21 protein-coding genes are annotated in these 24,830 nt (G+C 60.8%); 14 read left to right on the top strand and 7 right to left on the bottom strand.

Translation table 11 applies throughout. The features are described from left to right. Positions 1-77: 77 nt before the first annotated feature. Entirely contained in the window at positions 78-3,491 is a 3,414-nt protein-coding gene (locus I6F38_RS07980) for a molybdopterin-dependent oxidoreductase (protein ID WP_225159850.1), read from the bottom strand. A 196-nt stretch (positions 3,492-3,687) separates the two neighbouring features. Here I6F38_RS07980 and I6F38_RS07975 point away from each other — a divergent pair, with 196 nt between their 5' ends. Next, entirely contained in the window at positions 3,688-4,779 is a 1,092-nt protein-coding gene (locus I6F38_RS07975) for an ABC transporter substrate-binding protein (protein ID WP_225159848.1), read from the top strand. Positions 4,780-5,394: 615 nt separating this feature from the next. Here the strand turns inward: I6F38_RS07975 and I6F38_RS07970 are convergent. Continuing rightward, positions 5,395-6,624: a site-specific integrase gene (locus I6F38_RS07970; protein ID WP_028342737.1), complete on the bottom strand. Its 1,230-nt coding sequence runs from the start codon at positions 6,622-6,624 to the stop codon at positions 5,395-5,397. A 1,118-nt stretch (positions 6,625-7,742) separates the two neighbouring features. On the opposite strand from I6F38_RS07970, the gene I6F38_RS07965 reads away from it, so the two are divergent. Beyond that, complete coding sequence (locus I6F38_RS07965) at positions 7,743-8,195, top strand: DUF736 family protein (protein WP_225159846.1); 453 nt, start codon at positions 7,743-7,745, stop codon at positions 8,193-8,195. Between the two features lie 45 nt (positions 8,196-8,240). Here I6F38_RS07965 and I6F38_RS07960 read toward each other — a convergent pair whose 3' ends face one another. Beyond that, positions 8,241-8,708, bottom strand: a complete 468-nt coding sequence (locus I6F38_RS07960; protein WP_225159844.1) for a MarR family winged helix-turn-helix transcriptional regulator — start codon at positions 8,706-8,708, stop codon at positions 8,241-8,243. A 290-nt stretch (positions 8,709-8,998) separates the two neighbouring features. On the opposite strand from I6F38_RS07960, the gene I6F38_RS07955 reads away from it, so the two are divergent. The 9 genes from I6F38_RS07955 to I6F38_RS07915 all read left to right on the top strand — a co-directional run bounded on the left by I6F38_RS07955 (position 8,999) and on the right by I6F38_RS07915 (position 18,461). After that, positions 8,999-11,257 (top strand): xanthine dehydrogenase family protein molybdopterin-binding subunit, encoded by a 2,259-nt coding sequence (locus I6F38_RS07955; RefSeq protein WP_225159842.1) that lies wholly within the window; start codon positions 8,999-9,001, stop codon positions 11,255-11,257. A gap of 4 nt (positions 11,258-11,261) precedes the next feature. Then, entirely contained in the window at positions 11,262-11,711 is a 450-nt protein-coding gene (locus tag I6F38_RS07950; RefSeq protein WP_225159840.1) for an SRPBCC domain-containing protein, read from the top strand. Between the two features lie 2 nt (positions 11,712-11,713). Continuing rightward, the gene (locus tag I6F38_RS07945) at positions 11,714-12,589 is read left to right on the top strand and encodes an FAD binding domain-containing protein (protein ID WP_225159838.1); all 876 of its coding nucleotides are present in this window, start codon (positions 11,714-11,716) and stop codon (positions 12,587-12,589) included. Beyond that, on the top strand, positions 12,586-13,074 hold the full coding sequence (locus I6F38_RS07940) for a (2Fe-2S)-binding protein (RefSeq protein ID WP_225159837.1): 489 nt from the start codon (positions 12,586-12,588) through the stop codon (positions 13,072-13,074). The genes I6F38_RS07945 and I6F38_RS07940 overlap by 4 nt, the downstream gene beginning before the upstream one ends. A gap of 38 nt (positions 13,075-13,112) precedes the next feature. After that, entirely contained in the window at positions 13,113-14,324 is a 1,212-nt protein-coding gene (locus I6F38_RS07935) for an FAD-dependent monooxygenase (protein WP_225159836.1), read from the top strand. Positions 14,325-14,356: 32 nt separating this feature from the next. Then, entirely contained in the window at positions 14,357-15,073 is a 717-nt protein-coding gene (locus I6F38_RS07930) for an isochorismatase family protein (protein ID WP_225159835.1), read from the top strand. Continuing rightward, entirely contained in the window at positions 15,070-15,882 is an 813-nt protein-coding gene (locus I6F38_RS07925) for an alpha/beta hydrolase (protein WP_225159834.1), read from the top strand. The genes I6F38_RS07930 and I6F38_RS07925 overlap by 4 nt, the downstream gene beginning before the upstream one ends. Positions 15,883-15,940: 58 nt before the next feature. Then, entirely contained in the window at positions 15,941-16,993 is a 1,053-nt protein-coding gene (locus I6F38_RS07920) for a leucyl aminopeptidase (protein ID WP_225159833.1), read from the top strand. Between the two features lie 112 nt (positions 16,994-17,105). Further along, positions 17,106-18,461 carry an MFS transporter gene (locus I6F38_RS07915; RefSeq protein ID WP_225159832.1) on the top strand — a complete coding sequence of 452 codons (1,356 nt, stop codon included), beginning with the start codon at positions 17,106-17,108 and terminating at the stop codon, positions 18,459-18,461. A gap of 340 nt (positions 18,462-18,801) precedes the next feature. On the opposite strand, the gene dinB is transcribed toward I6F38_RS07915, so the two are convergent. From dinB to I6F38_RS07895, 4 genes are read right to left on the bottom strand one after another with little or no spacing between them, the layout of a single operon-like run. Beyond that, the gene (dinB, locus tag I6F38_RS07910) at positions 18,802-19,905 is read right to left on the bottom strand and encodes a DNA polymerase IV (RefSeq protein ID WP_051003302.1); all 1,104 of its coding nucleotides are present in this window, start codon (positions 19,903-19,905) and stop codon (positions 18,802-18,804) included. Further along, positions 19,902-20,627 (bottom strand): SOS response-associated peptidase family protein, encoded by a 726-nt coding sequence (locus I6F38_RS07905; RefSeq protein ID WP_225159831.1) that lies wholly within the window; start codon positions 20,625-20,627, stop codon positions 19,902-19,904. Before I6F38_RS07905 ends, dinB begins: the two co-directional genes overlap by 4 nt. Before the next feature lie 3 nt (positions 20,628-20,630). After that, the gene (locus I6F38_RS07900; protein ID WP_225159830.1) at positions 20,631-21,080 is read right to left on the bottom strand and encodes a hypothetical protein; all 450 of its coding nucleotides are present in this window, start codon (positions 21,078-21,080) and stop codon (positions 20,631-20,633) included. A gap of 43 nt (positions 21,081-21,123) precedes the next feature. After that, a complete protein-coding gene (locus I6F38_RS07895) occupies positions 21,124-21,519 on the bottom strand; it encodes a hypothetical protein (RefSeq protein ID WP_225159829.1) in 396 nt (131 codons plus the stop codon). A gap of 140 nt (positions 21,520-21,659) precedes the next feature. Here I6F38_RS07895 and I6F38_RS07890 point away from each other — a divergent pair, with 140 nt between their 5' ends. The 3 genes from I6F38_RS07890 to I6F38_RS07880 all read left to right on the top strand — a co-directional run bounded on the left by I6F38_RS07890 (position 21,660) and on the right by I6F38_RS07880 (position 24,822). After that, entirely contained in the window at positions 21,660-22,583 is a 924-nt protein-coding gene (locus tag I6F38_RS07890) for a Ku protein (protein WP_225159827.1), read from the top strand. Positions 22,584-22,615: 32 nt separating this feature from the next. Next, positions 22,616-23,299, top strand: a complete 684-nt coding sequence (locus tag I6F38_RS07885) for an NAD-dependent epimerase/dehydratase family protein (RefSeq protein WP_225159826.1) — start codon at positions 22,616-22,618, stop codon at positions 23,297-23,299. Positions 23,300-23,496: 197 nt separating this feature from the next. Beyond that, positions 23,497-24,822 carry an FAD-dependent oxidoreductase gene (locus I6F38_RS07880; RefSeq protein WP_225159825.1) on the top strand — a complete coding sequence of 442 codons (1,326 nt, stop codon included), beginning with the start codon at positions 23,497-23,499 and terminating at the stop codon, positions 24,820-24,822. Positions 24,823-24,830: the final 8 nt, after the last annotated feature.

Here is a 24,830-nt window from a genome sequence, read left to right as displayed (position 1 = left end):
TAGCTGCTCCACGCCAGTACAGCCAGCCGAAAAGCGGCGCTGTTGCCTGCGGCACGTCGCTGAGGGCGAACATGCGCCTAGAGATCGAGAACGAGATCGCTGCATGGGACCGCTCGGCACGTGAGCACCGTGCCGGAATCTTCCGGGACTGCACCAGAGAGCTGCCTTGTGCTTCCAGCCAGCACGCGCACTGCACAACTCTCGCACTGCCCGACCCGACAGCCGCTTGGAGCGCGTATGCCCAATCGCTCCGCGCATTCGAGCAGCGTGCCGTCCTTGGGACCCCACTGGAACGAAATGCCCGATCGCTTGAACGAGACCGAGCAAGGGCCCAGGCCTTTTTCGAGCGTGTTCGTCGGCGAGATGAATACTTCGGTGTGAATGTCGAATTTTGGCACACCGAAGGAAACCAGGCTCCTCGTTGTCGACGTGACCATTGTATCGGAGCCGCATAGATAGAATCGCGGGCGCTCCATGACCAGTGAGGCGTCGATCTGAGCGGCATCGAGGCGACCGTGGACATCAAAATCGGCTCCAGGAACATCCGAAGCGCGTGGTCGACTATAGAAAGTTCTGACAACAAGTCTCGGCAACCGTTGTGCAAGAGCTCGAAGTTGGCGCTTGAATGCGTGCTCCGAGCCGTTCCTGTTGCCGTACAACAAGGTGACCGAAGGCATTTGATCGCCATCGAGCGAATTCAGAAGGCTCATAAACGGAGTGATGCCGATGCCTGTTGCCATCAGGATCAGCGGAACGGATGATACCGTCGGCATCGTAAAGGCGCCGCTCGGAGCCTCGACCTCGACCATATCTCCTACCTTCAAGGTCTCATGTATGAGAGACGAGAGTGAGGTTGAGGCGTCACTGGCGCCGGCTGACGCGCGACCCACACAGATCCTGTATTCCGATCGATTTCTGATGCCCGCCGCTCCGGTCAATGAATAGGCGCGCGTCAGAAGTTCACCGGTGTCGGGATGCGCCACCCTGATACGTACGTACTGGCCGGGTTCGTAGTCGGGCAGCGCGCCGGTTTCCTGCGGTGACAGCGAAATGGCAAGGGCTGAGTCCGATTCCGCATGCCGATCCGACACGATGAAACGCCGAAACCCCTGCCATGAGCGGCTGCCCAAATCGCCGACACATCGGACGTCGCACGCGATCGCCCGATGGTTGACGGAGCCGCTGACCGGATCGCGTGTCTCGGCAGAGACGAGGCTGTTGAAATTGGAACTGGCCGCCCCTGTCAGCGCGTACGACTGCTTGCCGAGCGGTTCACAGGCCTCCCACCAGCCGAAGTCGGCGGCCAGTACGTCGGATGCGAGAGTATCGTCGATCTCGGCGACGAACCGCGTGGAGCCGTGACGGCTCGTGACTTCGACACTGTGCCCGTCGTTGATGTTCTTCAGGCGCGCAACACTCCCATGCAATCGGATTGTCGGTCGGCTGGCGCGTCGCCTGAGCGAGGCGATCCCGCGATGTTGACTATGGCAGAAGACGCCGTTCTTCATGCTGATCAGTGTGAACGGATAGAGTGACCGATCGACGTGCTCTTCCGCATGGATCGGCACAGGAGATTGATGATTTTGGAGCAGCAGTTCGGAGTAGAGTTCGACCCGTCTTGTTTCAGTCTGGAAGCCCGCCACGCGATCCCTGGCATCAACGTGGCCATATTTGCGTACGGCATGTTCGATCGGACGAACGATCTTGCCGTCATTCGCCCGCAGATCCTGGACGGTGATCCCGAGAGGAGCCAGCATGTAGTTCCAGCCAGCGTCGATGTCGCCGTGGAAGAACTTGTCGCCCATGCCCAGACGTTCAGCCAGGGCAAATACGATTTCCAGATCGGAGCGTGCTTCTCCCCGCGGCGTCAAGACGGCCGGGCGCAACTGAATCAGGTTCTGGGCGGCTTCACTAATGCCGAAACCGAAGCGTAGACCTTCCCGCTCCCATGGAGTGCTTGCCGGGAGCAGGACATCGGCATAACGGGCCACCGGAGTCTCTACGATGTCGGTGTGGACATAGAACTCTACGACCTCCAGCCCTCGGCGAATCTCGTCGGTGTCTCCCTGCGTGAGGAGATGATTGGATCCGAAGCCGACGAGCGCACGGATCGGATAAGGATCGCTGGTCACGATGGCGCGGTAGACGTCGAGCGGCTTCACGCGTCCTTCGGCTGCTGGTCCCATCGGACGGATGTCGCGTCCGAGCGTCTTGCACGATTGCGTCTCGACGAGGAGGTCCGTCGAGTCGACCTTGTTCGCGGGCTGCCTGCCCAGGATGCGGTTGCCACCGATCTCGTCGAACGATCCGCGAAGAGCGTAGAGCGTGGCGACCGCACGCTCTATTTGCGTCGCGTTGCTGCCTTGGCCAATGCCTGTCCAGGCGTGGTAGGCAATCTTGCTGTGGCTCGCCATCAGCGATGCGGCGGCTTTCAGCTTTGTGCGTGGAACGCCGGTTACCTGCTCGACCCGCTCGGGTGTCCAAGCGGCACAGGCCCGCTGGAAGTGATCAAAGGCAGGCCTGCACGCGATCGCTTCGCCGTGATGACCCCGGACTTCATACCGGCCGGTCAGGGCAAATCGGCGAGCGGTATCGACGTCAAGCAGGCGGGCCGCATCATAGATGCAAGGTTCGTCGGTCCGAACGTCCCACGCCACGAATTGCTGTGCCGTCTCGTCACCTTCGCGATCCCGGAGATCCCGCGCCCTTAGCAGCAGTCCGTCGGACTCACGCACGAGCATCGGCGCATTGGTCCACCGCCTGAGAAATTCCAGGTCGACCCCTCCTTCCTGGATCAAGAGATTTGACACGCCGAGCGCCAGAGCGGCGTCAGTGCCCGGTCGGACTTGGAGCCAAACGTCGGCGTCAATGGCGAGCGGGGTCGCTCGCGGATCGACGACGATCATGGCTGCGCCATTCGCGCGGCCGCGCGCAATTGCGTCCGCCTGAGCCAGCCAGGTGCTGGTGGGGTTGTGCCCCCAGAGGATAATCAGCCCCGCATGCGCATAATCGGCAGTCGGCATGCCGACGCCGAAAGTGAACCGATGCGCCACGTCCCTGTGCCAATTGCAAACGTCAGTCGAACTCGCGATGTTCGGGCTTCCGAACAAGCGAACGAACCGATCAATCCATTCGATGCTGTCGGCGATACCGGTTCCGCTTTTCGTCGTTACAGCAAAAGCGACTCCTTCGGCCCCGTAGCGCTCCCGGATATCGAGTAACTTTCCCGCACAAAGATCGAGCGCCTCGTCCCAGGAAATACGTACCCACCCTGGATCGGGATCTGTCTTTGGCCGGGTGCGGCGCATCGGATAGAGGAGTCGATTGTTTGCGGCCACGATCTCCGGACCGGCCCGGCCTTTTGGACAGACGGCGTGCCCGGTCGGATGGCCGGGATCATTTCGCACGGCGACCAGCCGGTCGTTCTCGACGACATTGATCGTTCCGCATTGCGAGCCGCACAGCGTGCAGAAGCTTCGGATCTCTCCCATTGCCGATTTCCGTGAGTGTAGCGCGCTCTTGGAGCGCTCTTTGACGCAAGCAATTGTTCCGGAGCGGCACAAAAAGTCGCGAGGTACGAACCGGTTGAGCCAGCAAGCATGTTCACCGACGAAGTACGTCGATCTTATGCCATGTTGACTAATCGGTCAACAAGTGTATCAATCCGCCATTCACAGGAGGGCGGGCATGGGTAATCTGCGACTGGTTCTTTTTGCCTGGATGGTGTCGTTTGGCGTGCACTGTGGCCAGCCCGCGTTCGCGGCCGACAAGCTCCAAGCCTTGATCGGGGTGCGAAATATGGATGAAGCGCAGGCGCCCTTCATCGTCGCCAAGTATCTGGGCTATTTCAGCCGGGAAGGGCTCGACGTCGATTTGCTGACCGTCGGCGGCTCGAACGAGATCGCAATTCAAGTCGCCTCCGGCACCGCCAATCTAGGTGCTGCGAGTCCTTCGCAGGCCGTGATCGGCATGCAAGAGAATTCAGCGGCGCCATTGGATGTCCGCTACTTCTACGACTACAGCTATCGCAATATCTGGTCCATGTCCGTGCCGGCGGACAGCAACATCAGATCGATCGCGGACCTCCGAGGAAAGAAGATTGGTATCCCTTCATTGGGAAGTGGAGGCGTCACTTACGGCAAAGCTTATGTGCGTTCAGCGGGGCTGGACCCGGACAGGGACGTTACGTTCATTCCGATCGGGGTCGGCTCCCAAGCCGTGAGCGCCGTTCGGCAAAAGATCGTCGATGCGATCGCGTTCTGGGATGTTGCCAACGTCCGGTTCGGACTCAGCGGCCTCGCTCTCCGGAATCTCGATGTCGGTGAGAATCTGGATGCGCTGCCGGATCTGTCGCTTTTGGCGAAGAACGACGTCATCAAGAACAATCCGCAAATGCTGATCGGATTTGCGCGAGCGGTATCAAAGGCGATCGATTTCACCAACGCCAATCCGGTGGCGGCCGTCATGATCACCTGGAAAGTCTATCCGGAGAGCCGTCCTGGGGAATTGGGTGCGCAGCAGGCCATCGCTCAAGGTCTGAAGATCCTCGAGGTACGAAGTCCCGGGTGGAGAAGTGCCAAGACCAACGGAAAGAACGGTCTCTTCGTTGAAGAAGATTGGAAAAACTTGAGCAGCTTTCTGCTGGCAGGAGGGCAGATAGCCCGCCCCGTTCCGACTTCGCGAATGTACACTAATGACCTGATCGACGAGATCAACAACTACGATCGTGATGCCGTCATCAGGCAAGCGAAAGAGTTTGACCTCGGATCGGTTCGTTAACTGGGCGATCACCGCGCTTGACGTAATGGCGGCTGGCGCGGTCGAGTGGATTGGGGTGCGCGGAGATATGACATGCGAGCCGTCCGATGACCGTGCATGCGTTTGTCGATCTGCGCATCGACATCATCCGCCTGCGGAAGATGGTCGAGTTCACCGGTGTGTTCGGCCGTTTCGCGATGGCGGCGCTGGCTAAATATCTCTAACGTCCGCTCGGCATGTTCACGAGTGCGGTCGGGCCTCAACCAGCCATCTTTGGGGGCTTCCCCAACATGGGCAAGTTCGAGCGGCGGCACGCCGCACGCGACAAGGATTCGGACCGGCCGGCCTAGAGCCTCCGAGCATCTTATCCTCGCCCAGGAAAGCCGTTTGATCTGGAGGATCGAGCAGCCGTCGCTTTCTGCTGCCACCTGAGGCTCAACTGTTTGCAAGCAAGACGCAGGCATTCGCCGTAGCTCAAATGGTGGGTTTTGGCGTTGGAGGATCAAAAACGCCTTATCTTCCAACGCGGATTGACTGACACTCTCTCCGCCGAGAACAAAAAACGCCTCGGACGTGGGGGACTTGAGGCCATCATCCAGGCTCCACTAGCAATCCAAGTCACGTGAACTGCATCTTCTATCTACGGAGTGGCAGCACCGACCCGAAACTGCCCCCGTTTCCTTCGAGCTTCCTCTCTCGCTTGGCGATCTTTTCGACCGCGTCCGCGAGATAATCGGGGTGATGATGACCGTAGGTATTGAGCAAGACGTCAAGCGACATGCCGAGGTAGCCCGCCGCCTGCCAGGGATCGGCGCCGCGCTGCATCAGCCAGGTCGCTGCCGTATGCCGGAGCGTATGGGGCGAAATACCCGCGCCAAAGCCGGCCAGTCGCACCGCGGTCTTGAACGCCGTCTTCACCGAGGTAACGGGCTTTCCATTGAACTCCACGAAGTGCTTTGCGTGATGATCGATCCGGTGCCACCGTCTGAGGTGCGCAAGCAGGCGAGGCGGGATCGGCACCGGCGGTTGCCGCTTGTTGGTCTTTGCGTCGCCCTGGCGGCGCCGGTAGTAAATGCCGCGCTCCAGATCGACGAACGCGCGGCCGACTGCCGGAATAGGTGAGGCCGCTGCGATCGCTCCGGCGCGGGAGCCGCTGTAAACGCCAATCAGGATGAACCGGGCGAGGTGACGCAAAGGCCGTTTTCCTGTCGCGACCTTTTGGCCCTTCAATGACCCCCGGGACATTCTCTGCATCTCGCGGTACCGCCAGCACGTCCAGATCAGCTTCGCGGCATGGGATCTCGTGAGCCACCGATCGCGGGGTTCGCCCTTTGCCGGCAACGTGATCTTGACGATACCCCGATGGTAGCCCTCCGCAGCGTGATGATTGATGGCGGCGCGCAGGTCTTCGAGATCGCGCCGTGAGCCTCCTTTGTTGCCGCGCTCCCTTGCGAATTGACGGCACTGCTCGCCGTCGACGTCAGCAAGCATTTTCGCGCCCCACCAGTCGTTCAGCCGACCAATCCGCTTCTTGAACTTGCGTATGCCGGGAATTGCCTCTTCTTGATCTTCGGCGATCTTGAATCGGTCGCGGAGCTTGGCGAGCTCGGCATCGAGATAGATCGAGAGCACATCGCCGATCGGGATCGATTCAATGTCCTGGGCCTTGCGCTTGGGGGTGTACTTCGATGCGATGTAATCCTTCAGCGTTTGCTCGGCGGCCGTAATTTCATCTGCAGCGCAGCCTGTGCCGATATCCCGGCCGTTGTCCCGGATGATCCAGGTTGCTCTATGGGTGACGTTGCCGGCCTTGTCTCGTCGGGCGGCTTTGAGCTGGAGCCGGGCCCCCTTGCTTCGACGCGGCATAATTCCCTCATTCGCTCAATATGAAAAAGTGTCGTGTAGTCCTTGCCGGCGATGCGCTCGATGATGAGTCGCCCGCGAGCGTTCTCTCGGCGCAATCCGGAAGCGGTCATCGAACCATCCGGGAATGCCACGGCCGCGGCCACAGAAAGCCGGAGAGGGTCGTGCTGGCCAATGGTCTCCCGGCGATTTGAGACGTCAGCCATGTTAGCGAAATCGCAATCTGCGAAGCACTAACGGTGATCGAGTTTCACGCGAACGCCATTGTTCTTTTTCTGGTTCCCTGAAGCGTGTGCTTGGCCTGAATTGCCGGACGAGGATCGGAGGCGCTGGTGCTCGCCCGCAATGATCGGGAGTACCGCGCCGCTCAGCGCAATCGCCAGGAGGCGTTCTTCCACGCGAGCTAGACGTCTCGAGGTCATCTGTGCCCATCGACACATACAATCGGCTCGTGGACGGCAGCTCAATTGCGACAAGCGGCAGTTTGGGCAGGCTAGCGCGGCTGCGAAGAAGGCTCGGGACAGGCGCGCCAACATTGTCCTAGATGCGGATGTCGATCACTTTTTCGATATGCTCCATCCGCTTTTGGGGCCAACTTAGCTTTGACTGGGTGATGCGTGCTCCTTCTAATTCACGCGCGCGAAGTCGGCTCGCTTAAGTGAGGCGATTGGCTCCCTCGCTGATCCGCTGGCTAAATACCGACAGTCTCACGACTCAATGACATTCGTCGGCTGCTCGATATGCCTCGCGCGATTCTACCAGGCCGGGCGTCTCGCCGATACTGGCAGATCTGACAGGTTGTGCATTGGCCTGACGCGCCGCCTGAGACGCTTGGTTCAGCGTCTTCGATGCGTTCAGTGTCCATCTTTGGCTCCTTCCGCGGACGACTTCCCTGCTTATGAACGTGACGACCTATGGGAAGCGCCCCGCCATCCGAAACCCTCGCCAGCTCCTTTTTTCCCCGCCGGCAGACGGGCTCCTCGCGGCCGCTTCGCTGCAAAAAGGCCGCTCTCTCGGGTGCGCCGCTGCGCTTCGCCCCGATGGGTTCAATGGCACTTCGCTCCCCATGACGGTCTCGCCATCGCGAGGGATCGGCCCTGCGAGAGCGAAGGAGACAGACCATGACTGCAATCGGATTCGGCACCCGCACGGACAACGGCGGCTACAGGGGTGAGCTCAAGACCTTGTCCATCCGCGCCCACATCGACATCGTTCCCAATAGCGGCAAGTCGACTGAGGCTCAGCCAGATTTCCGCATCATCGCGCACGGAGCCGAGATCGGGGCCGGCTGGATCCGGCGCATGGACCAACTAGGCTCCGGTCCATGCAGCATGGCGCCCGCCGATGCGGCTTATCCCGGCCTTGTCACGCGAAAATGCCGGAAACCAGTGCAATTCCGTCTTCTTCAGCACAAAATGCCGGGCGGCATACCAGATAGTTCTGTCGCTGAGATCGTTCGTTGGGCTGTCTTCGATCGAGATCCGCGTTCGGCGTTTGCGAAGGATCCACATCCTTCGCTTCCTCCCTGGACTTGGCCCGGCTCGTGCCGGGCCATTTTTTTGCTCGGCGGCTGAAGCGTTTGCGGGATCAGCTTGTCAGCCGGCTCAGCGCTGTGGGGCTCAGCGGCGTATGATTTTCTTGAGGATCTCTGTCAGAGTCCGAAATTCTTCTCGGGTCAATGGGGCAAATGTCTCGCCGGAAATCTCGCCAATGGTCTCGATCGCAGCGTCCGCCGTCCGCCTCCCTTTGTCCGTTAATTCGATCTGCCGTCGTCGTGGATCCAAAGGATCCTTGGAGCTCTTGATCAGCCCGCGCGATTTGAGGCGATTGATGACGCCAGTGATCGTTGCTGAATCATAGTGGATCAGTCGTCCCAGGTGATTTTGAGAACATGATCCGACTTCCCTCAGTTTTGCCAGCGTCGAGAATTGGGGCGGGGTCAGTTCTTCGATCATTTTCGCGACAAAGATCGATGTGTGGGTACGGAGCGCTACGCGCAACAGGAATCCTGGTGCATCGTCCAACCTGTAAGACTGTGCGGCCTCTTTCGGCTTCTCCGTCGGAGCCGTCTTGGTTTTCGGTTGCACGATTTTCGTCCTCTTGCGGCACTTGGCCGTGGCTCGGCTTGAACAAAGCTGGATGGCTCGGCCTCGGAAGTCCCGAGTTGATCATTTGTGTACATTCGTTGCCCCCAAGAATCCATGCCGTCTGACCGCGAGCCCTATCAACTCGGTGGGCCGGAACGTGTCATCACTTGTGTGCAAGTGTAGCACTTGCATACAAGTGATAAATGCGATAGGGATTGAGGATTGCCCCCTGGGAGGAGCCGCGCAGGCTTCCTGGCCATCGGCGGCGACCTCGCACCCCGGATCCGAGCATGTCGGTGACTGACAGCATGAGCGCCGTACGACCCGACCTCATCGAGAAGGTTACGGGGCGGGCAGAATACGTTACCGACCTCGTGATCCCCGGGATGCTGCACGGCTTTGTGGTTCGTTCGCCGGCTACTCACGCGCGCATCTCGTCGATTGACGCGAGCGTCGCCAGGTCCGTACCCGGCGTCGTCGACGTGCTCATCGGAGCAGATGTCGCCTCGTTCGGTTGCTGGGGTGTCGTGCTCAAGGACCGGCCGATCATGGCAATCGACCGAGTCCGGTATGTGGGCGAGCCGGTCGCCGTGGTGATCGCTGAGACCACCGAGATCGCCGAAGCCGCCGCGGAGCTTGTCGACATCGCGTACGATGAACTCCCTCATGCAACGACCATCCGTGAAGCGATGATGGCGGATGCGCCGCTCATCCATGAGCATCACGAAAACCTCGAAGACTTCTACTTCAAGGGCGGCGCCAGGCCGACACCGAACAGCAACATTTTTCACACTTACAGGAACAACGTCGGAGATGTCGACGCTGCGGAGGCGGTCGCGGCGTACGTTCACGAAGACCGCTTCACTTTTCCGGCGATCTCGCATTTCGCGATGGAGCCGCATGCGGTCATCGCCGACTTCCAGGGGGACTCCCTGACGGTCTGGGCCGGTGCGCAGACGCCGACCGCGGTTCAGAAGGTCCTGTCCAGACTCTTTGGGCTGGCATTGGCCAAGGTCCGCGTAATCGTTCCGTTTGTTGGCGGGGGATTCGGCGGCAAGGCCTCCGTCAAGATCGAGCCGTTGGTCGCTGCCGCGTCCTGGAAGGTGCGGCGCCCGGTTCGTGTCGCTCAATCCATGGCCGAATCGATGCTGACCTGTCGAAGGCTTGGCGCAGATATCACGATTCGAACCGCGGTCGACGCCAACGGACGGATCCTCGCGAAGAGCGCCAGGCTTCTGCTCGACGGCGGAGCGTATTCTGATACGGGCTCGGCGGTCGCCACGAAATCGGCAAATCGCATCATGGGGCCATATGTGGCGCCGAATCTGAGCCTCGAGGCATGTGCGGTCTACACGAACACCGTCCCTGGCGCGGCATTCCGCTCAATCGGCGGCCCGCAAGCCGTATGGGCCAAGGAATCGCACATGGACAATGTGGCTGCGGCAATCGGAATGGATCCGACCGAGTTCCGCTTGCTCAACTTGGTCCCGCGCGGCGAGCGCATCCGCCCCGATCTGCGCGCGCTCGACATGGACATGAGCGAGCTGATTGGCCGGGTGGCGCAATCGTTCGCATCGGAGACGAAGGCGTCCAATCGTCAGGCACGCGGATTGGCCGTTGCCGCAACCGATCCGGCGAACACGCCGATCAGCAATGCGATCGTGCGTCTCAAGATCGATGGGTCGATTCTCGTTTCAGTCGCGAGCATCGAGGTTGGTCAGGGTGCGCACGCGACGATGGCCCAAATCGCCGCGCAAACCTTGAAGCAGCCGGTTTCTGCGGTCACCGTCCTGCGCTCCGATACGGCGGTCGCCCCATATGATTGGGGTACCGGCGCGAGCCGCTCGACCGTCGTCGTTGGCCTCTCCGTCGAGAGCGCCGCTCTCGACGCGGCCGATGAGATTCTCGAAATGGTTGCCGAAGTCTGGGAGCTTCCCCGCGACGGCCTGTCACTCGTCGAAGGAGGCGTCTCGACCGGTTCGGAAGTTCTCACTTTCCATCAGATATTTCATCGCAGCCTGGGTGTCGATTCGGGAGAAGTCGTCGGCCGCGGCGCCATCACGCCGCGTTCGAAGAAGGGCTCCCTGGCGGAGTCACCTCTGTTCTGGGAAACATCCGCGGGTCTCGCAGAGATCGTCGTCGATGAGGAAACCGGGGAGATCCGTGTGCCTCGGTACGCCAGCGCCGCCGACGTCGGTCGTGTGATCAATCGCGTCGCTGCGGAAGGTCAGGACGAGGGCGCCGCCGTCATGGGGCTCGGTCACGCACTCTACGAGGCCCTCGAGTTCGAGGACGGGCAACCCGTCAACGCGACGCCGATCGATTATTCGATCCCGCGGATCTCCGACGTGCCGTCCTCGTTCGACACGATACTTGTCGAAAACGGCGACGGCCCGGGGCCTGGCGGCGCCAAGGGAATGGGCGAGGGAGCAATCCTTCCAGTCGCACCGGCGATCGCCAACGCGCTGTTCGCCACCTACGGCATCCGAATCACCGATCTGCCAATGACACCCGAAAAAGTGTGGCGCGCGCTACAGAAGAGGAGCTGAATTCATGGAATTCAACATGTCGATGGCGGTGCCAGCGACGCCGGCGCAGCTTTGGAGCACGCTGCTCGACGTTCCACGCATATCAAGCTGCATCCCCGGGTGCGAAAGCGTCGAGGAAATCCAGCGGCTTGCAACCTACAAAGCGACCGTCAGGCAGAAGATCGGTCCATTCAAGCTCGAAGTGCCGGCTGACATCGTCGTTGAATCGATTACCGAACCGTCTCACGTGCGCACCCGCGCTACGGGCCGTGACAAGATCACAGGAACGCGGCTGGCGGTTGTTCTCGACGTGACCGTCACGCAGGAAGGGTCTGGGTCCACATTTGCCGTGGACGCGAAAGTCGACGTGCAGGGCCGCCTTGCGACCATGGGGTTCGGCATCATCAAGCGCCGGGTCGATCAGAACTTCGAAGAGTTCGAGAAGCGGCTCAAAGAAATGCTGGGCGCGGCCTGACCATGCTGCCGTCACCCTTCCAATTCGAGCGGCCTTCGACCATCGCCGACGCCGTGCGCGCCGTCGGGGATTCCAGCGACGGCATGTTCTACGCCGGCGGGACCGAGTTGCTGCTCGCGATGAAAATGCGCGTCATCCGTGCGGACCGCCTCATCGACATCAAGGGCATCCCTGGGCTCGATTGCATCGCCGTCAACGACATCAACGAGATCGAGGTCGGCGCGCGCTGCACGCACAGGAAGATCAGCGGCGATTCCGTCATCCGCGAGCACGTGCCGGCGCTGGCATCGCTCTGCGCGGAGGTGGCGAACATCAGGGTCCGGAACGTTGGAACAATCGGCGGCAATCTCTGCTTCGGAGAGCCCCACGCCGATCCGCCGACGATGCTCGCGGCCTTGAACGCACGACTGGTGCTCGAGGGATCCAAGGGCACGCGTGAAATTCACGCTGATGATTTCATCCGAAGCGAAATGGAAACTGTGCGCGAGCCTGACGAGCTGCTGAGAGTCATCGTGTTCCCGCGGCCCGCGGGACCGGTAACTTATCGCCGGTTCAAGCATGGTGAGAGGCCCTCAGTGAACGTCGCGATGGCCTGGTCACTGAACGCCGGCGGGAGCACGATCAGAAGCGCCCGCGTGCGGATCGGCGCGCTTGGTTCGCGGCCACAGCCTTTGACGGTCGTCGAAGGCGCCCTCCGAAACGTAGCGGTGGCAGAGGCTCGTCGGGTGATTGAGACAGCTCTTCCCGCGGCGTTGGATCAGCTTGAGGTCAACGCGGATCGGCATGGCGGGGCCGATTACAAGCGTCACCTTGCAGGCGTGCTTCTTCTGCGTAACGCCGATGAGGCGATCATCGCCGGGACGAGCTGGCTGAAATGACACAGGTGTTGGCCATCTCGTTCTCGTTGAACGGCAAGACGATCGCCGTCGACGTCCCGGCTCATGTGCTCTTGATCGACCTCATCCGAGATCGTTTGGGCCTGAAGGGAACGAAACGTTCCTGCGACATGGAAGTATGCGGCGCTTGCACGGTCCTTCTCGACGGTGAGCCGATCTCGAGCTGCACAACGCTCGCCGTCGATGTGGATCGGCGCGAGGTGGCCACAATCGAGGGTGTGACGCCGCCGGACGGACTATCCCGGATCCAGGAGGCGTTCGTGCTTCATGGCGGTCTGCAGTGCGGCTTCTGCACGCCCGGCTTCATCATGGCGGTCACGGCGCTCTTGAAGGCCACGCCACACCCGACAGACGCGGAAATCCGCCACTACCTGCACGGCAATCTTTGCCGCTGCACCGGTTACACCAAGATTTTCGAAGCCGTGAAGAGCCTTGCGGTCCAGCAGGTCTCGCAGGATGCCGTTTGAATCCGTGCGAGGCAGCGCAGCTACCTTCTGGAGATATCATGAGTATTGATCAGGTCAAAAGAACGAGTGTCCTTATCGCAGGCGCTGGCATCGGCGGTCTGGCGATGGCGCTATCGCTGCTTCGACGCGGCATCGATTGCGACGTCTTCGAGCAGGCGTCCGAGTTACGCGAGGTAGGCGCCGGCCTTTGGGTCTCCATGAACGGTGTGCGTGTTCTTCGTGATCTCGGTCTCACCGAGCAAGTCGAGCAGAACTGCATCGCGGCAGAGCGACGTTCCATCCGGCTCTGGAACACGGGTGAAACGTGGTCGCTCTATAATCGGAGCTCCGACGCGGCCCGGAACCAACCCTATCTGCTGCTGCGCGCGCATCTGCTGAAGATCCTTGTCGACGGTGTGCGGCGATTGAAGGCGGACGCCATCCATCTGAACGCCCATGTTGTCGGGTTCAGCCAGAGCGACGAGGGAGTTCGGGCGCAGTTCGCAGATGGCCGTGAGATCGAAGGTCGCGCCTTGATCGGCGCCGACGGCTCCCATTCGAAGGTTCGTACCGGTCTGATCGGCCAGATCGAGAGCCAGTACACCAATGCAATCGCCTGGCGTGGTCTTGTGCCGGTCGACCGCCTCGAGCCGCATCAGCGCGAGCCCGTGGTGTCTACCTGGATCGGGCCGACCGCGCATGTCACGGCATATCCGGTCCGTTGGCAGAACACGGAATTGATGACGTTCTCGGGTCAGGTCGATCGCAACGACTGGCTCCTGGAATCGTGGTCGGAGAAGGGCTCTGTCGAGGAGTGCCTGAAAGACTTCCTAGGCTGGCATCCCGACATCATCGCGCTCGTCAGCAACGTCGATAGCCTTCACAAATGGGGCCTGTTCGTGCGGCCTACGCTGGCTGGTTGGTCGCAAGGACGGGTCACGCTTCTTGGAGATGCCTGCCATTCCATGCTGCCGTATCTCGGTCAGGGAGTGAACATGGCGTTGGAGGACGCGTCCGTTCTCGCCCGCTGCTTCGAGCAGCAGCCCGACGATCTCGCGAGAGCTTTCCAGACATACCAGAGCCTGCGACTTGATCGCACAACCAGGGTCGTGAAGTCCGCTGCCGGGATGCTGCCGATCTTCCATAACCCGGCGCTGTGCAAGGCCGAAACGGCGGGAGACTACATCAGGACCCAGTGGGCGCCGGAAGCGACCGCCGCTCGTTACGACTGGATCTACCAGTACGACGCGACCGCCGTTCCTCTTCATTGACATCTCTCCTCCACGAGCACCGGCGTACAACGATGATCGGCAAAGAGAGGCCCTGGGACGACGTAATACCGCTCGAAGAGCGCGAGACCTATGCCATCGCAGGGTTGGGTGGCGCGGCTGGATTCGGCAGGCGGCCCGCGCTCCTGGTGATTGACGTGCAGTACCGCTCGGTCGGTGACGCCCCGATGCCGATCCGCGACGCGATCAAGCAATATCCAACCAGCTGCGGCGAGGCCGGTTGGCAGGCCATAACGCAGATTTCCGAACTGATGAGGTTGTTTCGCGGGAGAGGATGGCCGGTGATATTTCCGCATGTCGCCAGCAAGGTCAGCCATGACCAGGGGGCATTCGCGGCAAAAATTCCGGGCATCATGCAAATTCCGCCTAAGGGCTACGACTTTGTTCGTGAGGTGGCTCCGGAGCCGGGGGAACTGCTGCTGCCAAAGACGCAGGCAAGCGCATTCTTTGGCACCCCGCTGACGACGTATCTCGTCGGGGCCGGGATCGATTCGCTGGTCGTGACCGGCTGCACAACGAGCGGCTGCGTCCGGGCATCGGTAGTCGATGCGTGCGCGCTGAATTTCAAATCGATCGTGCCGAGCGACGCCGTCTACGATCGTTCGCCGACTTCGCACGCGGTCAACCTGTTCGATATAGCCAGCAAGTACGCAGATGTGATGCCGACCTGGGAAGCCATCGAGCGGCTTCGCGCGCTGGCGGATGATCGTACCAAGGATCGGCCGACATGAAGGTCGCCCCGGTCTCCGGTCTGCTTTACGGCGCTCATGTGCGTGCGAACGGCATCCGCCAGCATTACCTGCGGTTCGGCGGAGCCGGCCCTGCCATCGTCATCGTCCCGGGCATCTCGACGACGGCGGCACAATGGGCGTTCATCGCGGAACGTTTGTGCGTTGGACACGACGTCTATGTGCTCGATGTCCGGGGGCGCGGCCTTTCCGAAAGCGGACCGCATCTCAATTATTCGCTGGATGCCTGCGCCTCCGATCTGGTTTCGTTCGCCGAGGCGCTGGAAATAGGCACGTATACCTTGCTCGGCCATTCCATGGGGGCCCGCATCGGAATTCGTGCCGCGCGCTGGCGGCCATCGTCCATAAGACAGTTGATCCTGGTCGATCCACCGGTCTCCGGCCCTGGACGTCGCGCCTACCCGAGTGCGATCGGACCTCTTCTCAAGCTGCTTCATAGCGCAAGCCTCGGAGAAGCGGACGCGGCGCTGCGAAGCCCGTCCGCGCCGCGCTGGCCCGAAAAGCACATTCGTGCCCGGGCCGAGTGGATGCACACCTGCGACGAGCGCGCCCTGGTCGAAAGCCACAAGGGCTTTCATCACGATGACATTCACAATGACCTCGCCAACCTCAACGTCCGCACTTCGCTGCTCGTTGCGGGCAAAGGCGATGTCATCCGTCCCGAAGATGAAAGAGAAATTCAAAGATTGCTGCCGTCCATCGTGATCAGACGACTGGAGAGTGCAGGTCACCAAATGCACATCGACGACACGGAAGGATTCCTTTCGATCGTCAATGACGTTCTCGGCTGACCGCCCAAGGCCGGTCGGAGGATTGCGGATACATGCTTGGCAAAGAGGAGATGACTAGATGACCCGGCAACGCATCGATGTTGAAATGCTCGAACTCTTCAAGGCCGAGCTTGCACTTTGCAAAGTGAGGGAAGGCGAGGTCGTAGCCGTCCTGAGCGGCGGCGAGGATCAGTCGGAATATGCCCAGACGTTCATGTTGGCTGCCCGGGGTCTCGGTGCGACAACCTTCCACCTCAATGTTCCCAAATACGGCCAGAGCAAGGTTGCGGGCCTGCAGGGTAGACACGCGCTGACAGGCAACCAGCCGGCGATCGACACGCTCAAGCGCGTGGATATGGTGATTGATCTTCTGGGTCTGCTGTTCTCGCGCGAGCAACTCGAAATTCAGGAAGCGGGCACGCGCATTCTGCGCGTAATGGAGCCGTTCCATATTCTCAAAAAGATGTTCCCGACCGAGGACCTCCGCCGGCGAACCGAGCTCTCACGAACGCTGCTGCAGTCAGCCAGAACCATGCGCATCACGTCGCCGGGCGGAACAGATGTGACCTACGGATTAAAGCAGTATCCGGTCATTTCCGAGTACGGATACACCGATGAACCGGGCCGCTGGGATCATTTCCCGTCAGGCTTCGCTTTCACCCAAGCCACAGATGGTGACGTCAACGGAACTGTCGTACTGATGCCAGGTGACATTCTCTGCGCGTTCAAGCGCTATATTCAGTCTCCGGTCACGCTGACCATCAAGGACGGCTACATCGTCAACCTCAAGGGCGAGGGGACCGACGCGACGCTCATCAAGAACTATATCGACAGTTTCGGTGATCCGCGCGGATGGGCGATCTCGCATATCGGCTGGGGATCGAATGAGCGCGCCGACTGGCACCACATAGCTGCATCTCAGCAGCTCGCGTCGGAGCATATCATGAACGCGCTTTCCTTTTATGGAAACGTTCTGTTCTCGACGGGGCCGAATACCGAGCTTGGCGGCACGAACGATACGCCGTGTCATCTCGACATCCCGCTCCGCGGCTGCAGCCTTTGGCTCGACGATGTCCATATCCTCGACAAGGGTGAGTTTGCCTATTCCGAGTTGAGGGCACCGGGCCGCTAGGCCTCGCCCGCCTGATCAAGACCTGGAGCCGCATCCGCGGTTCCCAATAACGCGGAAAGCGTTTCGGCAACGACCATCCACTGTCCAGCTCTTTCAACGGGAAACGCATTGCATGTCCAAAACCCTCTCAGGCGCGGAAGATTACACGGCCAGGCAACGGTATTCGATCATGATCTCGGCGATGCTGGGATACATTCTCGACTTCTATGATGTCCTGATCTTTCCGTTTCTCTTGCCCGCGATCCAGCGGTCGATGTCGCTATCGTTGACAGAGATCGGCTCTCTGCAGGCCCTGACACTATTCGGATCGGCGATCGGCGGGGCCCTGTTCGGCGTCATCGGTGATCGCCTTGGCCGGAAGACCTCGCTTCAGCTCACCATCGCGCTGTTCTCGGTCGCGGCGATCATTTCCGCCTTCGCATGGAATTACTGGTCGCTTGCGGTGCTGCGGTTCATCACCGGCATTGGTCTTGGCGGCGAGTACGGCGTTGGCATGGTGCTTTTCAATGAGGCCTGGAAAAAAGGCAGCCGAGGCTTGGGAGCAGCTGCGCTTCAGGGCTGCGCCGTGATCGCATCGTCCACGGCTTCGATCGTCGGAATCTGGCTTATCGCGACGTTCAGCGATGAGTGGAGCTGGCGCATCGGCTTGCTGAGCGGCGGAGTGCCGATCCTGCTGATCATCTTCATTCGCTTCTTCATGCCTGAGTCGAAGATCTGGCTGGAGTACGAGGCGCAACGCAAGGCCGGTCCGGTCGCGGCCGCGGCCGCGGCCCGCACTCTTCCCCTTGCAGACTTGTTCCGCAATGGTCTGGCGCGGCAGACCGTCACTGCCTTCGTGTGGCTGATGAGCTACATGCTTTGCTACTACAGCGTAGTCTCCTTCATTCCGACGCTGTTGCTCCGGGACATGCACACGCCGGGCGATGTCGTTCGCACCACGGCCGTTCTTCTTTCCGTGGTCAGCGGCATCTGCTACCTCGCCAACGGCTTTTTCAACGACAGGGCTGGCCGACGGTTCGGTGCTCTCGTGCCGGCGTTGTTTTGGGTCGGATCCCTGGTTGGCATGGCGGTGTGGGGAAGTCAGCTCTATGCCGGCTCGAAGACCGAGTGGCCGATGTTCTGGCTCTATATCGGTTTCGGTATTGGCAACGTTGCGCTCGGCGTGACGGGCGTCTGGATCTCGGAGCTCTATCCGGTCAACCTGCGCGCAACGGCGGTGTCCACATTCTATATGGGCGGCCGCGGCCTTGGCAGCATCGCGCCAGTGATCGTACCCCTTGCGGCTGCTCATTTCGGCGGAAGCCTGCTGAACGGCATGGTCGCCGTAGCCCTTCCTGCCGCAGCTACTTTCATTCTGGCTTCTCTTCTGCTTCCCGAAACGCTCGGTCGCGATCTGTCCGCGAAGGGCTTCAAGGCCGACGCGGAATCGGAGCCTGCGATGAAGGCTGCGCCGGTCTCGAGCGTATGATGCACCCGTGAAATGACGCGCAGCCGGCGAGATGAGAGCTTGTCGCGCTCATCTCGTCGGCTCGGCGCGGAAGATGCAATCCGTGACTGGGCCGTCGATACGGACAAATGACGTCTGATCGAGACACGCACACCAGCGAATCAAATGTTGGCCGGCACCGTCTTCTTCATGCCTGCCGGTGCGCCGGTGGCAGGTGTTGTCGACCGGCCGATGCGCGGCGTCCTTGCAGACCTTGTTGCGGCCATGCAATAGAACCGCGTCGGCAATCTGGGTTTCCACAGCGTGGTGATAAGGACGTATCGTCCGGAATTGACGACGTCCGACGTGTCAGCCGCGACCTTCAGATCGGCAGGTCAAGTTGCGGCGCCGCATCGTCGCCTTGTAAGGACGAAAGCGAAACTCCCAACAGCCGGACTGACCTGGAAAAGGGTATCTCGTTCTGAAGCAGCGCGATCGATAGTCGTTCGAGTTCCGCGCGGCTCGAAACCGCGGCAGGTACCGACCTGCTGCGCGTAATGATTTCGAAGTCGTTGAACTTTACCTTGAGGGTCACCGTTCGGCCACGCGCTGCCTTGTCTTCGCAGTGCCGCCAGACCTTGTCGATAAGTGGCTGCAGTTCGGCGGCCAATGTTTGGAATTCGGTCAAATCGCTGGAGAAAGTCGTCTCTGCGCCGACCGACTTCCGAATTCGATCCGCGCGGACCTCACGAGTATCGACGCCCCTCGAGATCCAATAGTAGTACGCACCGGCCTTGCCGAAATTGGCCTGCATGAATTCGAGCGACTGATTGCGCATATCGAGCCCCGTGTAGAGGCCCAGGGCATTCATCTTGGCACCGGTCGCAGGACCAATGCCGTGGAATTTGCCGACGGGCAGGGTTTCCACAAATGCCGAGCCCATCTCGGGCGTGATGACGTACTGGCCATTCGGCTTGCGGTGATCCGAGGCGAGCTTCGCCAGAAACTTGTTGTATGAGATGCCGGCCGAAGCATTGAGACCTGTCTCGGCCTTGATCTTGGCCCGGATAGCAAGCGCGAGATCGCGCGCCCATGGAATGCGTTGCAAATTGTCGGTCACGTCGAGATACGCCTCGTCGAGTGACAGGGGCTCGATGATCGGCGTGTGTTCCGCGAAGATTTCACGGATTTGCTGCGAGATGGTCTTGTAGACCTCAAAGCGCGGCTTGACGAAGATCAGATCGGGGCATTGTCGTTTTGCCGTGACGGACGGCATGGCCGAACGAACTCCGAACTTTCTCGCTTCATAGCTGGCCGCCGCTACGACGCCGCGTTCGCTGGACCCTCCGACGGCGACCGGCTTGCCGCGGAGGTCTGGATTGTCCCGCTGCTCGACGGACGCATAGAAAGCGTCCATGTCGATGTGGATGATCTTGCGCTGCCGGACCGGCGCAATTGCCTGGTCGTCATCGATCTCGATGGTCACGTGGCTAGCCCAGCCGTATCTTCCTTGACGCCGCGGGCGACGATTTGGAGGGTGCCGTCGGCAAGCGGCCGCTGCAACTTCAGTGCCTCGTCCGGAGGTGCCGTCATCCATGCGTCGACTTCTGCTGGCGTCGTCAGGATCACCGGCATTGCCTTTGGGTGGATGGCGCCGACCTCGGCGTTCGGCTCCGTCGTCAGGAACGCGTAGAGGTCGTTGGTCGTCTCGCCTTCCTTGACCTTCCGGACGGACGTCCAGCTGGTCCAGATACCGGCGAAGCAGGCGATGGGACGGGTCTCGTCGAGCGCGAACCAGATATCACCACCCTCGGCCTTGTTGAACTCGCTGAAGGAGTTGAACGGCACCACGCAGCGTTTTTCGGGGCCGAGCCATCTTGTCCAGTGCTTGCTCTTCACGTTGCGGATATTGGTCGTGCCGCCGTCCGGCTCCATCCGCAGCAGTTCCTTGAAATCGACGGGGTTACCTTTCGCCTCGAGCTTCGCCGCGCGTTTCCTGGTTGCTTCCATCATGGCGTGCTGCGAAGACGGCATTCCCCACCGTGCCGTCGCGAGTTCGCGGCCCTCGGCCCCATTGCGCACGATCGGCGCCTTGTAATCGGGAAAAACCCCCGGCATCGGCGCCAGATTGCCAACGTACCGGTTCACGACGCGGAACAGCGCGGCGATGGCGGCCTGATTGGTCGTGATCGAGTAGAGATTGCACATCGGTCAGGCTTTGGTCCGAGGGTGGCGCGGCTGCCCCGCCAGTTGTAACAGAGTCGCAGAGGGACGCCGGCCCGCCGTGGTGCATTTTCGGCAGCGCAGCCGGCTGGCGAGATCATGTACGAAGGTGGCCCGCGGATTCTTCATCGCCGCGAGGTCAACGTCACTTGGTGTCCTGCAACCTTCGCACCTGATTTCGAGCCAAGCGAAGCCTCCATTCACGGCCTGGTCGATCGTCGGGGATGGATCGATCGGCTCTCCGTCGGACCACATGCGTTCGTTCCAGCTCTCGCATAGCAGCTTGTCCGCCTGCTGGATGAGTGCTTCCCCCTTCGCCCGCATTTCTGCCGATCGGGTGGCCAGGATGTTGGCCATTGCTCGCGCCTTGCCAAGCTCCTTGCTCAGAGCCCTGCGGTCGCCGCCCGACAGCGGCGTAGGGTGATACTTCGGGGCCATCCGACATCCCGGCGCGAAGAGAGGATCGGCGACCTGGAGCGGGCTACGGCGTTTCCAATGCCGGCCAGCACCCGTCTTCCTCGTGCCTGCCCGTTCGTTGCTGGCAGGTGTTGTCGAGCAGCCGCTGTGCGACATCCTTCCAGATCGCGTTGCTGCCATACAATCGGACTGCATCGGCAGTCTGAATCTCGACGATACGCTCGCAGCGGCGGCAGGAAACGCGGAGGATATGGCGCCCAATATCTGAAAGGCGTCGTTGCCGAATCCTCGTATCGTTCGCGACGGCGCGAGGATCCTGGAGGATCGATTCCCAGTATTCGGCCGGGAGCGTTGCCTCCTGAGCGGTAGCAGGAGGACGTCGCCTGCGGGCGGCCTCGGCGGCCAGCTTTTCCATCTGCTTCGGGGTCGGCATGCGCCAGCTCGCGGGTCGATCGGCCATGCCGAATTAGAACATAACAAGAACAAATGTCGAGTCCGCTCGGATGGTCCCGGAGAAAAAATCGTCCTGATGGGGAGGCCGTGATGTCGGAACCAAGGCCTGCGGATCGTCTTGAATCCGGCATCAGTATCGGAGTTCCCATGGCCCCCCGCGCTAACTGGAAAGGCTTCCTGCGGCTCTCGCTCGTTACCTGTCCGGTCGCGCTGTATCCGGCCACGTCCGAATCCGAGAAGGTTTCGTTCAATCAGCTCAACCGGAAGACAGGCCACCGGATCAAATATGCCAAGGTCGATGCCGACACCGGCGAGGAGGTGGCCAATGAGGACATCGTCAAGGGCTACAAGGTCGACGACGACACCTTCGTCGAGGTGACCAGGGAGGAGCTCGAGAACGTCGCGCTGGAATCGACGCGAACAATCGAGATCGACGAGTTCGTCGACCGCAGCGAGATCGATCCGCGATATCTCATCCGCCCCTATTACCTGTGTCCCGACGGCAAAGTGGGGCACGACGCGTTCGCGGTCATCCGCGAAACCATCCGGGAAATGAACAAGATCGCGATCGGGCGCGTCGTGCTGACCAACCGTGAGCACATCGTCGCGCTCGAGGCCATGGACAAGGGCCTGATCGGAACGCTGCTGCGCTACCCTTATGAGGTGCGATCCGCGGATGAGTATTTCGACGAAATCCAGGATGTCAAAGTCACCAAGGACATGCTCGATCTCGCCAGGCACATCGTCAATCAAAAGTCGGGTCACTTCGAACCTGAGAAGTTCGAAGACCAGTACGAAACCGCCCTGATCGATCTCATCAACAGGAAACGCGCCGGCAAGCCCATCACCGCGAAAGCGCGACCGCGTGGCGAGAACGTCGTCGATCTGATGGACGCGCTGCGCAAGAGCATTGGCGGCGAAAAGGCCGCACAAGCAGCCAAGCCGGCCAGGAAGCCGCGCAAGGCCGCAAGCGGTCAAAAGGAAATGTTGATGCCGATCGCCGGCAAGAAACCCGCGAAGGAAGCTGCGGCAAAGAAGCCGGCAGCAAGGCCGCAGCGAAAGTCAGCCTAGGTCCGGCTGATCCGGGCTGATATAGTGATGGCATGGCATTCCGTGTCTTGATCATCGGCGGCACGGGGCAGGTGGGCGCTGCGGTGGTGCGTGCCCTGGCGGCGGAGCCGTCCTGCGCTGAGGTCGTGATGGTCAATCGCAGGGCGATTTCTCTGCCCGCCGATCACCGTGTGCGGCAGGTGGTTTTGGATACGGCAGCTGCTGATCTTCCGTCAGATGTGACCGAGCTTGCGCAAAGCATGATTGCGCAGGGCGATCCTGTCTTTGGGGCATGCTGTGTCGGCGTCGGACAAGGTAGCCTGAAATGGAGCGAGGAGGAGCTGAAGGCGCTTGAGATCGGCGTGGTCGGCGGCTTTGCCCGCGGTTGCCGCGCCGCAGGTATCACACGGTTTGCTCTGCTCTCGGCAGTAGGAAGCACCTCGAAAAGCAGGATCCGCTATGTCCGGATCATGGGACTCAAGGAAGAGACGGTTCAAGCGGTCGGCTTCCAACGCCTTGCGATTTTTCGTCCGGGAATCATTGCCGGTAATGTGCACACGCCGAGCTATGTTGCCTGGCTGGGCCGCTTGATTCCGGGCCGGTTTGGCGCGATCGAGCAGGACGATATCGGGCGTGCCGTTGTCGTTGAGTTCATCGATGGCTCTGCCCAAAGCGGGGTCGTGTATCTTGAGAATGGAGCGATGAGACAGCGGTCTCGAGCACTGGCTCGTCCATGAACGCGCTCGCCGCCCTTGAATTCGGCACCAAGCTCGGCCCGCAGTCGCCGCTGCTGCCCCTAAGCAGCAGCTAACCTTTTGTCATTCGCAAATCTGCGGCGTGATCGCGGGCAATTTTTTTGCCCGGAGGCGCTTGCAAACAAATGTGCGTTGAAATAATTGTAATACACCACTAAGATATCACAGGGAGAGCGCAATTGGACGCCCGTGGGTCTAACCGTGTCGATAGCGATGTGCTTGTCGTCGGAGGGGGAGCCGCAGGAGTTGCGGCCGCTGTAACCGCCGCTCGAAGGGGTCTGAAAGTCACGCTCGTGGAGCGGTATGGCTTTTGCGGCGGCGGCGCTGTGGCTGGGCTGTCGGGTACGGTCTGCGGTCTGTACGAGGCGACCGAAGCGATCAACGCCAAACCGAAGCAGGTTGTTTTTGGTTTTGCCGACGAATTTTGCCGCCGATTGGAAGCCAAAGGCGGGCTTGGCGATCCGCTGCTCTACGGAAAGACTTGGGCGCGGGTCCACGAGCCCTTGGTGTGGCGCGAGGAAGCAGACGCAATGCTGCAGGAAGCCGGAGTACGCGTCGTGTTCCATGCCGTCGCCAGCGACGTGAGCATGGAGGGCGACAGGATCGCGGGGGTGGTCATTTGGACGAAACAGGGACCCCTTGATGCGCGCGCCAAAGTCGTCGTCGATGCGAGCGGAGATGCTGATGTCGTCGCAATGGCCGGCTTGCCCAGCTTCATTGGCGACAATGGCAGGGTTCAGAACCCGACGATGGTCTTTCGAATGATGGGTGTCGATATCGATCGTTTCGTCACCGAATACGGTGCCGACACCATCATGCCGGAAAAGATATCCGACATGATCCGCGCAAAGCACAATGCGGGTGAATACCGGCTGCCGCGCGCCAAGATCTGGCTGTTCCCCACCACCCGACCCAACGAGTTGCTGTGCAATTGCACGCGTGTGATCGGGCCGGATGGGCGTGAGCTCAACACGCTCTTACACCAGGATTTCACCGACGCCGAAATCCAGGGACGGCTTCAGGCGCGAGAATACGCTCGTTTCTTTCGCGATAATCTCGTGGGATGCGAAGCCGCCTTTCTGAACGATACCGGCGTCCAGGTCGGCGTGCGCCAGACCCGTCAGGTCTCTGGTGTAAAGAGGCTTTCAAACGACGACGTCGTCAAAGGCGCCAAGTCATCTGACGGCATTGCGGTCTCGCCTTGGCCGATCGAGCTGCACTCGGGCGTCAAGCCTCGCGTCGAGTGGCTCCTGAACGACTACTACGAGGTGCCGTATGGGTGCTTCGTGCCGGAGCGCGGGGAGGGGTTGCTGGTTGCCGGCCGCTGCCTCTCGGCGGAGCACGAAGCAGTCGCTTCAGCGCGGGTCACGGCTCAGTGTTTCTCCTACGGTCATGCGATCGGTCATGCAGCGGTGATTGTGGTGCGCGACGGAATCGCGCCGAGGCACATCGACGGACAGCAAGTGAGGGCAGCGGTGAACGCCGACGGCGCGCGCCTCGATTAACAGGATCG

Origin of the sequence: Bradyrhizobium sp. BRP56, assembly GCF_020194035.1 — a bacterium.
Classification (GTDB): domain Bacteria; phylum Pseudomonadota; class Alphaproteobacteria; order Rhizobiales; family Xanthobacteraceae; genus Bradyrhizobium; species Bradyrhizobium australafricanum.
This window is presented reverse-complemented; position numbering and strand designations above follow the sequence as displayed.

Coding starts and splice junctions, on each gene's coding strand:
- I6F38_RS07980 (WP_225159850.1), bottom strand. CDS start 3,491: ATGGGAGAGATCCGAAGCTTCTGCACGCTGTGCGGCTCGCAATGCGGA.
- I6F38_RS07975 (WP_225159848.1), top strand. CDS start 3,688: ATGGGTAATCTGCGACTGGTTCTTTTTGCCTGGATGGTGTCGTTTGGC.
- I6F38_RS07970 (WP_028342737.1), bottom strand. CDS start 6,624: ATGCCGCGTCGAAGCAAGGGGGCCCGGCTCCAGCTCAAAGCCGCCCGA.
- I6F38_RS07965 (WP_225159846.1), top strand. CDS start 7,743: ATGACTGCAATCGGATTCGGCACCCGCACGGACAACGGCGGCTACAGG.
- I6F38_RS07955 (WP_225159842.1), top strand. CDS start 8,999: ATGTCGGTGACTGACAGCATGAGCGCCGTACGACCCGACCTCATCGAG.
- I6F38_RS07950 (WP_225159840.1), top strand. CDS start 11,262: ATGGAATTCAACATGTCGATGGCGGTGCCAGCGACGCCGGCGCAGCTT.
- I6F38_RS07945 (WP_225159838.1), top strand. CDS start 11,714: ATGCTGCCGTCACCCTTCCAATTCGAGCGGCCTTCGACCATCGCCGAC.
- I6F38_RS07940 (WP_225159837.1), top strand. CDS start 12,586: ATGACACAGGTGTTGGCCATCTCGTTCTCGTTGAACGGCAAGACGATC.
- I6F38_RS07935 (WP_225159836.1), top strand. CDS start 13,113: ATGAGTATTGATCAGGTCAAAAGAACGAGTGTCCTTATCGCAGGCGCT.
- I6F38_RS07930 (WP_225159835.1), top strand. CDS start 14,357: ATGATCGGCAAAGAGAGGCCCTGGGACGACGTAATACCGCTCGAAGAG.
- I6F38_RS07925 (WP_225159834.1), top strand. CDS start 15,070: ATGAAGGTCGCCCCGGTCTCCGGTCTGCTTTACGGCGCTCATGTGCGT.
- I6F38_RS07920 (WP_225159833.1), top strand. CDS start 15,941: ATGACCCGGCAACGCATCGATGTTGAAATGCTCGAACTCTTCAAGGCC.
- I6F38_RS07915 (WP_225159832.1), top strand. CDS start 17,106: ATGTCCAAAACCCTCTCAGGCGCGGAAGATTACACGGCCAGGCAACGG.
- I6F38_RS07905 (WP_225159831.1), bottom strand. CDS start 20,627: ATGTGCAATCTCTACTCGATCACGACCAATCAGGCCGCCATCGCCGCG.
- I6F38_RS07900 (WP_225159830.1), bottom strand. CDS start 21,080: ATGGCCCCGAAGTATCACCCTACGCCGCTGTCGGGCGGCGACCGCAGG.
- I6F38_RS07895 (WP_225159829.1), bottom strand. CDS start 21,519: ATGGCCGATCGACCCGCGAGCTGGCGCATGCCGACCCCGAAGCAGATG.
- I6F38_RS07890 (WP_225159827.1), top strand. CDS start 21,660: ATGGCCCCCCGCGCTAACTGGAAAGGCTTCCTGCGGCTCTCGCTCGTT.
- I6F38_RS07885 (WP_225159826.1), top strand. CDS start 22,616: ATGGCATTCCGTGTCTTGATCATCGGCGGCACGGGGCAGGTGGGCGCT.